This window comes from Planktothrix sp., assembly GCF_046067725.1.
Classification (GTDB): domain Bacteria; phylum Cyanobacteriota; class Cyanobacteriia; order Cyanobacteriales; family Microcoleaceae; genus Planktothrix.
Genome location: NZ_JBJUDF010000319.1, coordinates 1 through 14,395, shown reverse-complemented (window position 1 = coordinate 14,395; position 14,395 = coordinate 1). Strand labels below are relative to the sequence as shown.

At 41.3% G+C, this 14,395-nt stretch carries 12 protein-coding genes; 4 read left to right on the top strand and 8 right to left on the bottom strand.

What is annotated here, in order from left to right; all coding sequences use genetic code 11:
- On the top strand, positions 1-1,492 hold a 1,492-nt coding region (nadB, locus tag ACKPEB_RS19800; protein WP_408966709.1), incomplete at its 5' end, for an L-aspartate oxidase.
- Here nadB and ACKPEB_RS19795 read toward each other — a convergent pair.
- The 4 genes from ACKPEB_RS19795 to btpA all read right to left on the bottom strand — a co-directional run bounded on the left by ACKPEB_RS19795 (position 1,489) and on the right by btpA (position 6,314).
- Entirely contained in the window at positions 1,489-1,707 is a 219-nt protein-coding gene (locus ACKPEB_RS19795) for a hypothetical protein (protein ID WP_408967652.1), read from the bottom strand. The genes nadB and ACKPEB_RS19795 overlap by 4 nt on opposite strands.
- A 248-nt stretch (positions 1,708-1,955) precedes the next feature.
- Positions 1,956-4,118 carry a CHASE2 domain-containing protein gene (locus tag ACKPEB_RS19790; RefSeq protein ID WP_408966707.1) on the bottom strand — a complete coding sequence of 721 codons (2,163 nt, stop codon included), beginning with the start codon at positions 4,116-4,118 and terminating at the stop codon, positions 1,956-1,958.
- A gap of 280 nt (positions 4,119-4,398) precedes the next feature.
- Positions 4,399-5,319, bottom strand: coding sequence for a vitamin K epoxide reductase family protein (locus tag ACKPEB_RS19785; protein ID WP_408966706.1), 921 nt, complete (start codon positions 5,317-5,319; stop codon positions 4,399-4,401).
- 131 nt (positions 5,320-5,450) lie between these two features.
- Positions 5,451-6,314, bottom strand: coding sequence for a photosystem I biogenesis protein BtpA (gene btpA / locus ACKPEB_RS19780; protein ID WP_408966705.1), 864 nt, complete (start codon positions 6,312-6,314; stop codon positions 5,451-5,453).
- A gap of 148 nt (positions 6,315-6,462) precedes the next feature.
- Between btpA and ACKPEB_RS19775 the strand changes: the two genes are divergently transcribed.
- Entirely contained in the window at positions 6,463-7,383 is a 921-nt protein-coding gene (locus ACKPEB_RS19775) for an SGNH/GDSL hydrolase family protein (protein ID WP_408966704.1), read from the top strand.
- 84 nt (positions 7,384-7,467) lie between these two features.
- Here ACKPEB_RS19775 and ACKPEB_RS19770 read toward each other — a convergent pair whose 3' ends face one another.
- From ACKPEB_RS19770 to ACKPEB_RS19760, 3 genes are all read right to left on the bottom strand, one after another.
- Positions 7,468-8,535, bottom strand: a complete 1,068-nt coding sequence (locus ACKPEB_RS19770; RefSeq protein ID WP_408966710.1) for a Gfo/Idh/MocA family oxidoreductase — start codon at positions 8,533-8,535, stop codon at positions 7,468-7,470.
- Between the two features lie 210 nt (positions 8,536-8,745).
- On the bottom strand, positions 8,746-9,099 hold the full coding sequence (locus ACKPEB_RS19765) for a phenylpyruvate tautomerase MIF-related protein (RefSeq protein WP_408966703.1): 354 nt from the start codon (positions 9,097-9,099) through the stop codon (positions 8,746-8,748).
- A gap of 62 nt (positions 9,100-9,161) precedes the next feature.
- On the bottom strand, positions 9,162-9,713 hold the full coding sequence (locus tag ACKPEB_RS19760; RefSeq protein WP_408966702.1) for a DUF2062 domain-containing protein: 552 nt from the start codon (positions 9,711-9,713) through the stop codon (positions 9,162-9,164).
- A gap of 820 nt (positions 9,714-10,533) precedes the next feature.
- Here ACKPEB_RS19760 and ACKPEB_RS19755 point away from each other — a divergent pair.
- A complete protein-coding gene (locus tag ACKPEB_RS19755) occupies positions 10,534-10,857 on the top strand; it encodes a DUF1825 family protein (protein ID WP_408966701.1) in 324 nt (107 codons plus the stop codon).
- A gap of 121 nt (positions 10,858-10,978) precedes the next feature.
- On the top strand, positions 10,979-12,793 hold the full coding sequence (lepA, locus tag ACKPEB_RS19750; protein ID WP_408966700.1) for a translation elongation factor 4: 1,815 nt from the start codon (positions 10,979-10,981) through the stop codon (positions 12,791-12,793).
- A gap of 47 nt (positions 12,794-12,840) precedes the next feature.
- Here lepA and ACKPEB_RS19745 read toward each other — a convergent pair whose 3' ends face one another.
- Complete coding sequence (locus ACKPEB_RS19745; RefSeq protein WP_408966699.1) at positions 12,841-14,115, bottom strand: FAD/NAD(P)-binding oxidoreductase; 1,275 nt, start codon at positions 14,113-14,115, stop codon at positions 12,841-12,843.
- Between the last annotated feature and the right edge of the window lie 280 nt (positions 14,116-14,395).

The window sequence follows — 14,395 nt, the reverse complement described above, 5'->3', positions numbered from 1 at the left end:
AGATACCTTAAAAGCTGGAGCCGGATTATGTGAACGGTCGGCGGTGGAGTTTTTAGTGAATCACGCTCCTGAATGTATTCATCGTTTAGTAGAATTAGGAGTGGCGTTTGATCGTCATCAACATCAATTAGCTCTAACCTTGGAAGCTGCCCATTCCCGTCATCGTGTCGTACACGCCACCGACACCACAGGACGTGCTGTAGTTACCACCTTAACAGAACGAGTCTTAGAACAGCCTAATATTAAAATTATTTCTCCCGCCTTTGCGTTAGATTTGTGGATAGATGCAGAGACTCAGCGCTGTCAAGGCATGAGTTTGATTCATGATCAAACCATTTATTGGGTCAAAGCTCGTGCTGTGGTCTTAGCAACCGGAGGAGGCGGTCAAGTGTTTGCTCATACGACGAACCCGGCTGTTAGTACTGGAGATGGAGTCGCTATTGCTTGGAGAGCCGGAGCATTACTGCGAGATTTAGAGTTTTTCCAATTTCACCCCACCGCCTTAAACCAACCCGGAGCACCGCGATTTTTAATTAGTGAAGCGGTTCGCGGAGAAGGCGCTTACTTAATTGATTCTCAGGGTCGGCGATTTGTCTTTGATTATGATGAACGGGGTGAATTAGCACCGAGAGATGTGGTCAGTCGGGCAATTTTTAACCATTTGCAACAGTTACGTCAACAACCGGGAAGCAATGGGAAAAAAGTATGGTTAGATTTACGGTCAATTCCCCCTGAGAAAGTGCGTTATCGATTTCCCAATATTATTCAAGTCTGCCAACAATGGGGGATTGATATCTTAAATGAACCTATTCCTGTCACCCCAGCGGCTCACTATTGGATGGGGGGAATTGTCACGAATACCCAAGGGTTAACGTCCATCCCTGGACTTTATGCAGTGGGTGAAACCGCCAGCACTGGAGTGCATGGAGCTAATCGTTTAGCGAGTAATTCTTTGCTAGAATGTATTGTGTTTGGATCTCAATTAGCATCGATGGAAGATGTTAATATTCCCCAAACTGAGTGGCATCGAGTTTCTTCCCCACAGGAAATCCAACCGGAAATTGTACCCGGCTTCAACTGGGAAGAACAATATGCTACAATTGAAACAATTAGAACCCACTTGCCCCAGATCCTTTGGCAAAGTGCTGGGATTTGTCGCCAGTCTGATCACTTAGCGGAGGCATTAACTCAGGTGAAAGCATGGTCTGGAGAATTTTCTGCTTTACCGATTAGCCAATTTTTATCTAATCTCAAGTCGGGTAACTTGACTCATTTAAAAATGCCAGGTATTGATCACAATCACTTAAAACTCTGGGGGGAAACTCGTAATCTACTCACAATTGGCGAGTTAATTTTGAAGAGTGCAGGGTTTCGCCTAGAAAGTCGTGGTAGCCATTATCGACAAGATTATCCCCAGTCAGACCCAAGCTGGCAAGTCCATACTTTAATTCAAAACAATCAAATCTGGAAATCACCGCCAATTCGCTATTAAGTTCGTGAGCCTGAACCTTCTCCTTCCGGTGCATCTCCCGTCGGAGGAGGAACATACTGACAAATCAACTTTGAAGCTTGCAGACCGTTACTGAGTTCATCTAAATTAACCTGGGTGAGCGACCCCGACTTAATGATGAGAGCAGAAAGCAAGGCAATACTTAAGGGTAAACAGCTAACCCATACTCGTGTTTTTAGTGTGAAGCTAGAATCCACAACCGTTTTACCCCCTAATTAAACCTTTGATATTTCAACCAGGGCAGCCAACGATAACAAAACTGCCTTCATGGTTCAAGTATATCAATTATATTCCGTATTTACACTGAGTCTTTTGGGAGACTTGTTGACAAACTGTCCAATTTTGCAACGGAGTCAAGTTAATCATTACCTTTGTATAAAAGATTTTCAGAATTTAACATAAAATCGTCGGTTAATTCATCGGTAAATATACAGTTGTGCTTGACTTAAACATTAGCAAACTCATACAAATTTTTTCCAGCCGTTTTAGCCCGATACATGGCTGTATCCGCTAATTTAATCAAGGTTTCTTGATCTTGGGTATCCGTTGGATAAAAACTAATTCCAATGCTTGTTGTAATCGAGAGATGATGTCCTTCTAAGACGATTTCTTGAGTAATCGTATCGAGGATTTTTTGAGCGACTCTAGCTGCATCTGATTTACTGGGAATCCCCGGAAGAATAACTGTAAACTCATCCCCTCCTAATCGGGAAACGGTATCACTTCCCCGTAAACACCCCTTCAGTCGATTCGCAACGGTTTTTAAGAGTAAATCTCCAATATGATGTCCCTGATGGTCATTGACATCCTTAAAGTCATTTAAGTCTAAAAACAAAAGCGCGACTAAACGATTTTGACTTTCAGCCCATTCTAAGGATTGACTTAACCGTTCATTAAATAGGGTGCGGTTGGGAAGTCCTGTTAAGGGGTCATGTTCGGCGGAAACCCGCAATTCTGCATTGGAGCGTTTGAGTTCAGCGGCAATTTGTTTTAAATTATCTTCTAACAATTTGCGTTCGGTAATATCCCGAATTACCCCGACTAAAAATAAATTTCCGGCGGCATCTTGGTGAAGCGATCGCTTGGTTGCAATATAATGAGTTACACCATAAGCATCGGTTAATTGTTCTTCATTTTCTTGTTCCCAACTGGTATGAAAGGCAAGTTCATCTTGTTGACGGAACAGTTCTGCTTCATGTTTAGGAAACAGTTCGGCATCATCTTTGTCCATTAATACGTTTAAAGGATAACCGACAAATTTAGCATAAGCTTGATTCAATACAATTTTTTGATGATCTTTATTTTTAACAAAAATCGGGTCTGGAATTGTATTAATAATACTTTGTAAAAAATCAGTTGAACGTTTTAACTCTCCTTGTAAATGGGCAAAATGGGCGATAATAACTCCCGCAGATCCTACTAACACTAAATTAGCTGGGATGACCGGAATCCACCACCCTTGAAGAAATGCTAAATAAGTTACTCCCGTGATTCCAATGGTAATTAAAATAATTAAACCCAGAGAATGACCTGGAGATTGAAGTTTCCAACTTAAGGCGGCTCCCACCCAAGACCAGCCAAAAATCCAAAGCCATTCTAAAGGTTCTGGTAAAACTTTAATTAAGCTGCGACCATCTAAAACGGCACTAATAATTTGACTGGTTAATTGAGCTTGCAGTTCAACGCCATAAATCGGTGTAGACGCTTTAAAAACGCCATCACTATAGGATGTAAATTCTAAATCTTTAACGCTAGGAGCCATCGAACCAATCACAATAATTCGATCTTTAATCGATTCAGGTGGAACTCGATTTTCTAAAATATCGCCCATCGAAACTCTCGGAAACGTTCCCCCTGGCCCCCGCAAATTAACCAAAAATTGATAACCACTATCACTAGCCCTAACATAACCGCCATCATTCGGTTTAAACCAATGAAATACCGTATTTCCAAGTTGTAATTCTTGGGGATTTTTCGGAGAAGGTCGATCTTTAATTCCTTCTTTCTCCAGATAGATTAAAGCGAGTTTTAAGGCAAAACTGGTATTAACTTTTCCATCACGTCCATTAATATATAATAAACTTCGTCGGACTTTGCTGTCAGCATCTCGCGCTAAATTATTAAATCCAATTTGGTTGTTATTTTCTAAAAGGGAAGGCGGGTCAACTTTAGAGTTTCTCTCAGTTTCTAAAAATTCAATTCCAACTAAATTCGGAATTGTTTTAAAGGCTTTTTCTAATTCGGCTTTTCCAGGTTCAATGGCTAAATCTCGATAAATATCTAAACCAATGGCACGGGGTTGAGCTTGATTAATTGTTTGTAAAAGTTGAGCTAGAATTCGATCTGAAGTGGGAAATCCATATTTTTGTAAATCTTTTTCATCAATTCCAATAATTAAAATCCGCTCATCAACAGGTTCAAGGGGACGCCAACGAAAATATTGATCATACAAAGCCCATTCCGAAGGTTGCAATACTCCTAACAGCCGAATCAAAATCACTGCTGCCGCTACACTAGAGGAGGTCACTAAGACTCGACCTTCTTGCGATAACCAGCGTTTTAAGGCAGGGACAAGTTGACGATGAGAACCTTTAAGTCTCTTGAACATTGAAGTTAACCATCCTGCTTTTAGATTGGAATTGAGCTAATTTACACAGATCAAAGGACAAGAAGATGGGATGGGGAGGTAGGGAAGGCAGGGAGGGCAGGGGAAGCAGGGAACGCAAGGGAGGCAGGGGAGGGTAGGGGAGGAAAGTAGAAAAAAATGCTCCTCATCTCTCCTCGCTCCTCGATAATACAATTGAATTCGAGTACGGTAGATTATAAAATTTCTAACAATTGGCACAGATTACGATTAACTACCTACCCAATGTCATGCTTAATGTTAATCAAAACTTAAAGTTTTGTTCACCCTGATAGTTAGATAATTCAGCTAATTTTTTGAGCGGTTGTAGTCCAGGGTAAAATTCACCGTTAATTTCCCAAGTTGGAAAACCTTTAATTCCTGCTGTTTCGCAAAGTTGAGTTTGGGAGTTTTTACCGTCAGGAGCACACTCAATGTAGTTAATGATAGCAAATGCTTGCTTGCCAAACAGTTGTTTTTGATCATAACAGTGGGGACACCAATAAGCCCCATATTCCTTAGCCCCAATTGCTGTTAAATGACGAGCTAAGGCGATTTCTGCTGGCCCTGATGTGGTTGTAATGGCTAACCCAACTTTTCCATTACTTTCATCAACAGAGGTGGGTGTATTGGCAACACTAACACTATTGTACAAACCTAAAGCCAGCAATCCTGTGAGCATCGCCACAACCAAACCGGATAACCAAAGCTGACCCACATCTTCCCAAGGGATACTGATTAACGTCAAAATAAATAACGTCAAACAGAATAATGCAGAGGCAATACAGTAGGGACAGATGGCTTGAATTTGGAAAAACAGCAGATACATTAAATAACTACTAAAACACACCATCGCTGTCGTCACAAGGAATAGTAGAAACCCAGTTTGAGCTTCAAGCTTTTGGCGACGGGACTTGTGAGTAACAGGATTGATTCTTAAGGGTAAAACAGCCAGAATGAGAACTGTTCCATAAGCTAATAATCCAAACAAGGTTAACGGTAAACCCCAAACACTTGCATAAGGACTATTAAGAACTTCATTACAACCGGAAGTGGGACAAACTGCCGTCCCACCCATCAGTTTAATTGCAGTTAAATAAATATTTTCGATCACACCAATTATAGCAATTCCAGCAATAATCGGTCGTGACCAGCGATGAATCCAAGGGGTAGAATGTCCGCGCATAAATCCAGGAGCAGTGATCAGTTATCAGTTATCAGTGTAGGAGTGAATTCGTTTTGACTCATCCGTCATTAGTGATCAGTTATCAGTTATCAGGGTCGGAGTGAATTCATAGACGGATGACAGATTACCGATTACTGATTACTGATGACAGGGGTTGGGTTATCTTGTTTCCAAGGAGAAGATACTGGGGGAGTCTCTAAACTTCGCCGGGTGATTTCCACAAACTGACTGACACGACTCGGATCAATCGGTTGATGAATCCGTCCATGACGTTTCAGAGAACTAGACACAATCACCCCATCGGCTGCTTGTATTAGGGTTCCCACATTTTCCCAATTTGCACCACTGCCAATAAAGACCGGGGTTCCCATTGCCGCCGCACGAGCTAGTTCTAAATCTTCTAAACTGGGGGGACTTCCGGTAGACCAACCGGAGAGAATCACCCCATCGGCTAACGCTCGTTCAATGGTTTCTTGGACGGCCGTGGTCAGATTCGGAGATCCCAAGGGGCGACCATGTTTAACTAAGACATCGGCTAAGATTTTGACATCACTGCCTAATTCCCGGCGATAACGTAACAGTTGATGGGCAGTGCCTTCAATAATGCCTTGGTCAGTTGCCATCACACCGTTCAACACATTGACACGGATAAACTGAGCACCTGCACAGGCAGCAATAGCTAAAGCACTTTGAGCATCATTCCTGAGCACATTAATCCCAATAGGCAGCGTCACTAAGTTCATAATTCGCTGCACAATCAGGGTCATGGCGCTGACAACGGCTGGGTCTACTTGATCTTTGGCAAAGGGAGCATCAAAAAAATTTTCAACGATAATACCGTTGACCCCCCCTGAAGCGAGAGCGGTTGCCTCTTGTTCAGCCCGGTCAATGACCGTTTTGAGATTCCCCCCCCAACGGGGAGAAGTCGGTAAAGGCAACAGGTGTACAACACCGATAATAGGATTTGGAGTTTTAAAGATTTGATCTAAGTCCACAGATTTACCTACGACCCCCCAAAATGTTCAGATGCCTTGTGGGAACAGGCATCTTGCCTGTAAAAGTACCAGCGATTGAGGGTGAGTCTCGAAATTAATAAAGACAGTACATTTTAGAATTCTATCGTTAAAGTGTGGAGGTAGAGGGGTGAAAATTGTCCTCGTTTTGTTAAGTATTTTGTTTGGGGTTTTAATTCTGGTAGAAATCGGGTTAAGGATTGGTTTTGGGTTCGGTTCTCCGGTACTGTACTTGGGGGAGGAGAAAATCGGTTATTTATTAGCCCCGAATCAAAAAACCCGGCGTTATGGGAACCGCATTGAAATTAATCAATATTCCATGCGAAGTGCTGCCATTACTGCGCTTCCGGTGGCGGGAGTCAGACGAGTTATGCTCTTGGGAGATTCCTTAGTGAATGGGGGATGGTGGACAGACCAATCTCAAATTCTTTCGGCGTTGATTAACCAACAACTTCAAGCTCTCTGGGGAACTGAAACAACCGTAGAAGTTCTGAATGTGGCGGCAAATTCTTGGGGGCCACCGAATCAATTCGCTTATTTACAACGGTTTGGAACTTTCGGGTCAGAGGTGATTGTGTTGTTGATCAACACTGATGATTTATTCTCTGCACCCCCGAATTCTGGGGTTGTAGGACGCGATCGCAACTATCCGAATACTAAACCTCCTCTTGCTTTGATCGAGGTGTTTAATCGCTATTTAAAACGGTCTGAACTGATCCCTCCAATAACACAACCTCAACTTTCTGACCCGGTAGGATATAATTTAGAAAAGATTCAAGCTATTCAAGCGATCGCCACTCAAAATCAAGCTAAATTTCTATTAGCCATGACTCCCTTATTAAGAGAACTTATAGAACCCGGATCACGAGATTATGAAATTAAAGCTCGTCAACGATTAACAGAATTCACTCAAGAAAAAAATTGGGTTTATATTGATTTTTTATCCCTGTTCCGAGAAACTCCAAACCCCGAAAAGTTATATCGAGATCATATCCATTTAAGCTCTGTTGGTAATCAATTAGTGAGTGAAACAATCAGTCATCGATTATAAGGTGTAAAGAGGGTTGGGTCTTCCAACCCATAAGGGTTTTGATCACCAATGATTGAGACTTGCTAGAGGGAACGGTCAACGTTGTTAATTAATTAATAAGGTCGATGAATTAAAATGGCATTCGGTTTCAGCGAGATTCCAAGCTTTACCATCTAATGCCATTTGTTCAATTAAACTCGCCAATCGTAAGGCTTTTAACGCTTGTTCTCCTCCAACAGAGGGTTGATTCCCTCCCCGCACACAATTAACAAAATGTTCTAATTCCGCGTGTAAAGGTTCAATATTACTCGTATGAACTTTTTCAATTAAGCCATCTTGACGATAGAGAACTTGTCCATAATCGGTAATATAATTAGCCGTTGTTTGTCGATGAATCAGAATTTCATTATTGAGAAAATCGGCTTCTGTTAAAGAATTTTTGCAATGGGCGACAATAGACCGTAATTTGCGATGGGTGACTTTACTACTAATTAAAGTTGCAACAACTCCGTTAGCAAAACCAAGCGTCGCCGTCACATAATCTAAATAACCTGAGTCGGAAGCGCGGCTACCACTAGCTGTTAATTTAACAACGGGAGCCGGAACTAAATCTAACATTAAATCAATATCATGAATCATTAAGTCCAAAACCACCGAAACATCATTAGCTCGGTTAGAATAGGGACTCATGCGACGGGCTTCTAAGGCTAAAACTTCTTCAGTTTTTAAGACTTTACTAAATTCTTGAAACGCGGGATTAAATCGTTCAATGTGACCGACTTGTAAAATCCGTTGATAATCGGCGGCGGCATTAACTAATAATTCTGCCTCGCTAATACTAGCTGCAATAGGTTTTTCAATTAAAACATGAACCCCAGCTTGTAAACAGGCCATTCCTACTGGATAGTGTAAGCGAGTCGGTACTGCAATACACACCGCATCAACCAAAGGTAAAAGATCTCGATAATCTTCAAAAAACCGAACACGGTATTTACTAGCCGTATCCAGTCCCCGCTCTACATTGACATCAGCAACGCCAACGAGTTCCACATCTTTGAGCATACTCAAGACGCGGGTGTGATGCTGTCCCATGTTACCCACCCCAATCACACCGACTTGGATGGGGTCAAGTTGATTTCTTCCGGTCATAGCAGTCGAATATCCAACGGACATCCTATTTTGCACTCCTCGATTCTCCTCCACCACAGAAATTAAGCCAATTAGCTATTCTCTGGATGTAAATCCATCCAGATACTATCACAGCCTTTGGTTTTGTAAAGAAATTTTAATTGTAAGGAATCAGAACCAGTAGTTTCTGGCTTGAGTTGAGGATGGAAAGGCAGAAAACGGCTGATTCCTAGCTCTGACGGTATTAACGGGTGATTAACCAAAGGTTGAACTATTCCAACCCCACATAAACCCTTTGGCATCGGCAAATTCAATATAAATTCGATCCATAGGAATGCCTAAAGTTTGGTTAATTTTTTGGCAAAAATCTTGACTCATGGCTTTGGTTTGATTGGGTTGCATTGTGCCAATACTTTTAATTTCCATATAACAAACGGGGTCAGTTGTTCCAGCAAAGGTCATGGAAATATCTGACTCAAACGCTGTCATCACGTAAGATTCCGGTTTTCCTAAATGTTGAGCTAAAGCCGAAGACAGACTTTTTAATAACATCTCAACATCAGATTTATTAAGTTGAGAAATAGAAGTTTTTACTTGAATTAAAGGCATAATCAGTACCCGAACTTAATGATTTACGCATTTCCTATTCCCTATTCCCTATTCCCTGTTCCCTATTTTACAAACGAATGAATTTTTCGATATCGCCGATAAAATTGTTTTTGGTGTAGACGACGAATCAAGTATAAACTGACCCAGTAACTCAGAATTGAACCAATGATAGCAATAATGAATGAGCCAACAAATAAAGCAATGATAAAATCTGTGCCTAAATCAAGGATATGATCAAAAGATAATGCTTGTTCTTGTTCTTGGGAGAGGGTAGGAAACCCTAACAACCATTGACCGATACGAAAATTCAACCAATAAATGGGAAGAGAGGTGACGGGGTTACTAACCCAAGTTCCCACAGCAGCTAATAATTTATGTCCTCGCAATAAGGTTGCTAAAGCGACTCCTAAAATCATTTGTAACCCAAAAAACGGAAACCAACCTGTAAAGACGCCCACCGCCAGACCTCTGGCTAAATATTCGGGTTTTCCTTGACGATGGATAAAACGACGATAAAAATACTTCCCCCCCTGACGCCATAACTTCTGAAGGGATTTCGGTCGAGATGCGGCGATTGTTTTTCGTTGTCGGTGCAACTCCATCAACGGTCGCATCAGATTATCCTCCTACGTCTTGCTTCAATGTTAATTTTAGCGGGTTTTCTAAACTTCTATCCGAGGGCCATTTTTATAGGGAGAGAATCCCAAATAGACAACTAAGGATTAACCGATTAAATTCACAAATTTTTCACAACTGAAGCCTATATTTAATATGATGAATGCCCTGATTAAGTAGGTGGGTGAGAAAATTGACAAGTATGTAACAAAAAGTTAACTTTGTTGTTGCTCCGAGTAAAATTGCATCGGTTGTGTACTGTAGTTTCCTCTTTTCCCCTAGCTTGAATACCCTGGATTACCGCATAGGGTAGGTCTAATTCATCCTCAAATGTTCGTCCTGATAGTTCATCTTTTTTGAGATGTTGTCACCCTAATTCAATCGGATTCATTTCCGAACAATATTTAGGTAAACAGAAAATATACAAACCCATACTTTATATTTATCTTTACATAGTTTCGTTTCTTCCTGCCTACCTACTGATTTAATCTTACCTGATGGGTTCAAACAAGAGCTATTAAACCGTGCAAAATCTGTCCATCTTGATGATAATCTCAGGTTGATTCTTTCTCTTATCCACGATTCTAACTTAGAGGTATAGCACTACCCATTAAAGTGTTGAAAATTATAACTTCCGAAACCCTTTGACTGCTGATTCTTAAGCTCTCCCCTGTTCGGTCTTCCCTGTTCGGTGTTCCTCGGTACGGGAATTGCGACTCGTAACAGTGTGAGTAACCCGCTCTGTTAAGGTTAAAATATGAAAAAATCTTATCCAAGATCTTAAAATCAAACCTTATTACTAAAAAAATTCGAGAAACTATGGGATTCTTTGATTCAGATATCGTTCAACAGGAAGCAAAACAGCTATTTGAAGATTATCAATCCATGATCAAACTCGGTGGCGACTATGGCAAGTTTGATCGTGAAGGCAAAAAACTCTATATTGAGCAGATGGAATCGATTATGGATCGTTACCGCATTTTTATGAAGCGGTTTGAATTATCCGAAGATTTCATGGCCCAGATGACCGTTGAACAGTTACGCACCCAACTCGGTCAGTTTGGCATTACCCCTGATCAAATGTTTGAACAAATGCACCGTACCCTAGAACGGATGAAGTCAGAACTGGAAAAACTGTCTTAACCTAGAGGCCTTCCCCTGAAAAAAAATCGGTGTGTCCCTGGGTTTATTTTGTTAAAATATTTGAAGCAGATTCTCGTGACTTTAACGGGAGTCCTCCTATTATGCCTGTGAATATCATTTTATGACAAACGTTCCTGTTTCTCGAATTCGTAACTTTTCTATTATTGCTCATATTGATCATGGCAAGTCTACCCTGGCGGATCGACTGTTGGAGGCGACGGGTGCGGTTCAAAAGCGAGAAATGAAGGAACAATTTCTCGACTCCATGGACTTAGAGCGAGAACGGGGAATTACCATTAAATTGCAAGCTGCCCGGATGAATTATAAAGCCGATGACGGTGAAGAGTATGTGTTAAATTTAATCGATACTCCGGGGCACGTTGACTTTTCTTATGAAGTGTCTCGGTCTTTAGCGGCTTGTGAAGGCGCCTTATTAGTGGTTGATGCGTCCCAAGGGGTAGAAGCTCAGACTTTAGCCAACGTTTATCTCGCGTTAGAAAATAATTTAGAAATTATTCCGGTTTTAAATAAAATTGATTTACCCGGAGCCGAACCCGATCGAATTAAAAGTGAAATTGAAGAAATTATTGGTTTAGATTGTTCGGGAGCGGTCTTAGCGTCAGCAAAAGAAGGGGTCGGAATTCATGAAATTTTAGAATCAATTGTACATTTAGTTCCGCCGCCTCAAGATACGGTTGATCAGAAATTACGGGCGTTAATTTTTGATAGTTATTATGATAGTTATCGTGGGGTAATTGTTTATTTCCGGGTGATGGATGGAACCGTTAAAAAAGGCGATCGCATCCGATTAATGGCATCAGGAAAAGAATATGAAATCGATGAAATCGGCGTTTTATCTCCGACTCAAACCCCCGTTAATGAACTTCATGCGGGAGAAGTGGGATATTTAGCTGCGGCCATTAAAGCCGTTGAAGATGCACGAGTTGGGGATACTATTACTTTAGCCAATAGTGCAGCAGCAGAAGCACTTCCTGGTTATACAGAAGCAAAACCGATGGTGTTTTGTGGATTATTTCCAACAGATTCTGATGAATATCCGAACTTAAAAGAAGCCTTAGAAAAACTCAAATTAAATGATGCAGCATTATCCTATGAACCGGAAACATCAAGTGCGATGGGGTTTGGTTTTCGATGTGGATTTTTAGGCTTACTGCACATGGAAATTGTGCAAGAACGGTTAGAACGAGAATATGATTTAGATTTAATTGTGACGTCTCCGTCGGTGGTTTATCAAGTTACTACCCAAAAAGGCGAAGTGATTATGGTGGATAACCCTAGTCATTTACCCGAACCCAACCACCGAGAAAAAATCGAAGAACCTTATGTGCGGGTGGAAATGATTACCCCAGAAGCTTATGTGGGGAGTTTAATGGAGTTGGCGCAGGGTCGGCGGGGTGAATTTAAAGATATGCGTTATTTAGCGCAGGGACGCACCACGTTAGTTTATGAAGTGCCCTTAGCGGAAGTGGTAACGGACTTTTTTGATCAGATGAAATCTCGTTCTCGTGGGTATGCGAGTATGGAATATCATCTGATTGGATATCGAGAAAATGCCTTAGTTAAACTCGATATTATGATTAATAAAGATCCGATCGATTCTTTAGCCATGATTGTTCACCGAGATAAAGCTTATCATGTTGGACGAGCTATGGTGGAAAAACTCAAAGAATTGATTCCCCGTCATCAATTTAAAGTTCCCATTCAAGCCACAATTGGTTCTAAAGTCATCGCCAGTGAGCATATTCCAGCGCTCAGAAAAGATGTGTTAGCGAAATGTTATGGCGGGGATATTAGCCGGAAGAAAAAGCTGTTACAAAAGCAAGCTAAAGGTAAAAAACGGATGAAATCTTTGGGGTCTGTAGATGTTCCGCAGGAAGCTTTTATGGCGGTGTTAAGGTTAAATCAAGAATCATAATCTTTCCCAAAAACCGGGTTGATAAAAACCCGGTTTCTATCCTATTTTTAACCTTTTAAAGATTTCAAACGATCCGCTTCAAAGGGAGCTCCTTTTAACATTCGGTTCCAATATAACCAAGGTAAAATATACCGTTTGGCTAACCACATACTATAACGTTCTTGAGTGGGGTCAAAGGGAAAGCTAGAGTCGGGTTTATTTTCATAAGTAAACTCCGCCATAATGGTTTTTCCATAACCCGTAATTAACGGACAGCAAGTATAGCCATTGTAACTGCCTGTGAGTTGTTTAGACTGAATTAAACTATAGAGATTTTCAACTAATGCTGGGGCTTGTTTGCGAATGGCTGCTGCTGTTTTAGAGGTTGGGAGAGAAGAGGCATCTCCTAATGCAAATACATTCGGATAAACGTTATGTTGTAACGTCGTTTTATTGACATCCACCCATCCTCCAGGTTGAACCGCTAAGGGGCTATTTTTAATAAAATCTGGGGAACTCATCGGGGGAGTAACGTGAATGAAATCATACTTAATACTGACGTCTTCAACGCCGTTACTTGTCGTGACAGCAAAGATGGCTTCTTTGGTTTCCGGTTTAATCGCTTTCAGATTATGTTGATATTTAACATCAATATTGCGACGGGCTACCACTTTTTCTAACGCTTCACAATACCCTGGAATCGGAAACATTTTCCCAACGGCCGTACAATACATCACACGGGTTTTTTCTCGTACTCCATTGTTGCGGAAAGTATCATCCGCTAAATACATAATTTTTTGGGGAGCTCCTCCACATTTAATCGGTGTGGCGGGAAAGGTAAAAATCGCTGTTCCCCCTTTGAAATTTTTCAGTAATTCCCAAGTATAAGGTGCGTAGTCACGGGAGTAATTACTGGTGACTCCATTTTTACCAATGGCATCTTTTAATCCTTCCACTAAATGCCAATCAATTTGAATTCCTGGACAGACGACTAAGTATTGATATTGAATCCGTTTGCCATCTTTGGTAATGACTAAATTATTGGCAGGTTCAAATTGATCGGCATAAGTTTTAATCCACTTGACACCAGGGGGAATACAATCTTTTTCATCTTTGATTGTATCGTCCATGTTATAAGCACCCCCACCCACTAACGTCCAAGCGGGTTGATAGTAATGTTTATCGGAGGGTTCAATAATGGCAATGTCGAGGCGGGAATCTTTCCGCATGAGTTGGGCGGCGACGGTAATTCCGGCGGCTCCTCCCCCAACGATCACAATTTGATGGCGGGTTATATCGGTTATTGTATCGGAATTCGATGATTGTAGGGTTGTACTTGACATAATGGCTGGTCGCTTTTGGACAGATCTTCTTTCTGAGTGTAGGAGGGAAGTTACCCCAAAATACAATCTATTAACAACTTTTAAGAATTATGGCCTTACTTTTCAAGGGAGTAGGGGGAGCAGGGGGAGCAGGGGGAGCAGGGCAGGGCTGTTTCATTTTCTCCCAAAATTTGTATGACCTCTCCCCCTAACCCCCTCTCCTGCAAGGAGAGGGGGGACTAATTATTACTATTAAACATCAAAAATCATTAATTACTCCCCCTTCCCTATTAGGGAAGGG

Bases quoted from the DNA above. Each gene is read 5' to 3' on its own strand.
- ACKPEB_RS19760 (WP_408966702.1), bottom strand. From the start codon at position 9,713: ATGCGACCGTTGATGGAGTTGCACCGACAACGAAAAACAATCGCCGCA.
- ACKPEB_RS19765 (WP_408966703.1), bottom strand. From the start codon at position 9,099: ATGCCTTTAATTCAAGTAAAAACTTCTATTTCTCAACTTAATAAATCT.
- ACKPEB_RS19790 (WP_408966707.1), bottom strand. From the start codon at position 4,118: ATGTTCAAGAGACTTAAAGGTTCTCATCGTCAACTTGTCCCTGCCTTA.
- lepA (WP_408966700.1), top strand. From the start codon at position 10,979: ATGACAAACGTTCCTGTTTCTCGAATTCGTAACTTTTCTATTATTGCT.
- ACKPEB_RS19755 (WP_408966701.1), top strand. From the start codon at position 10,534: ATGGGATTCTTTGATTCAGATATCGTTCAACAGGAAGCAAAACAGCTA.
- ACKPEB_RS19745 (WP_408966699.1), bottom strand. From the start codon at position 14,115: ATGTCAAGTACAACCCTACAATCATCGAATTCCGATACAATAACCGAT.
- ACKPEB_RS19770 (WP_408966710.1), bottom strand. From the start codon at position 8,535: ATGTCCGTTGGATATTCGACTGCTATGACCGGAAGAAATCAACTTGAC.
- ACKPEB_RS19785 (WP_408966706.1), bottom strand. From the start codon at position 5,319: ATGCGCGGACATTCTACCCCTTGGATTCATCGCTGGTCACGACCGATT.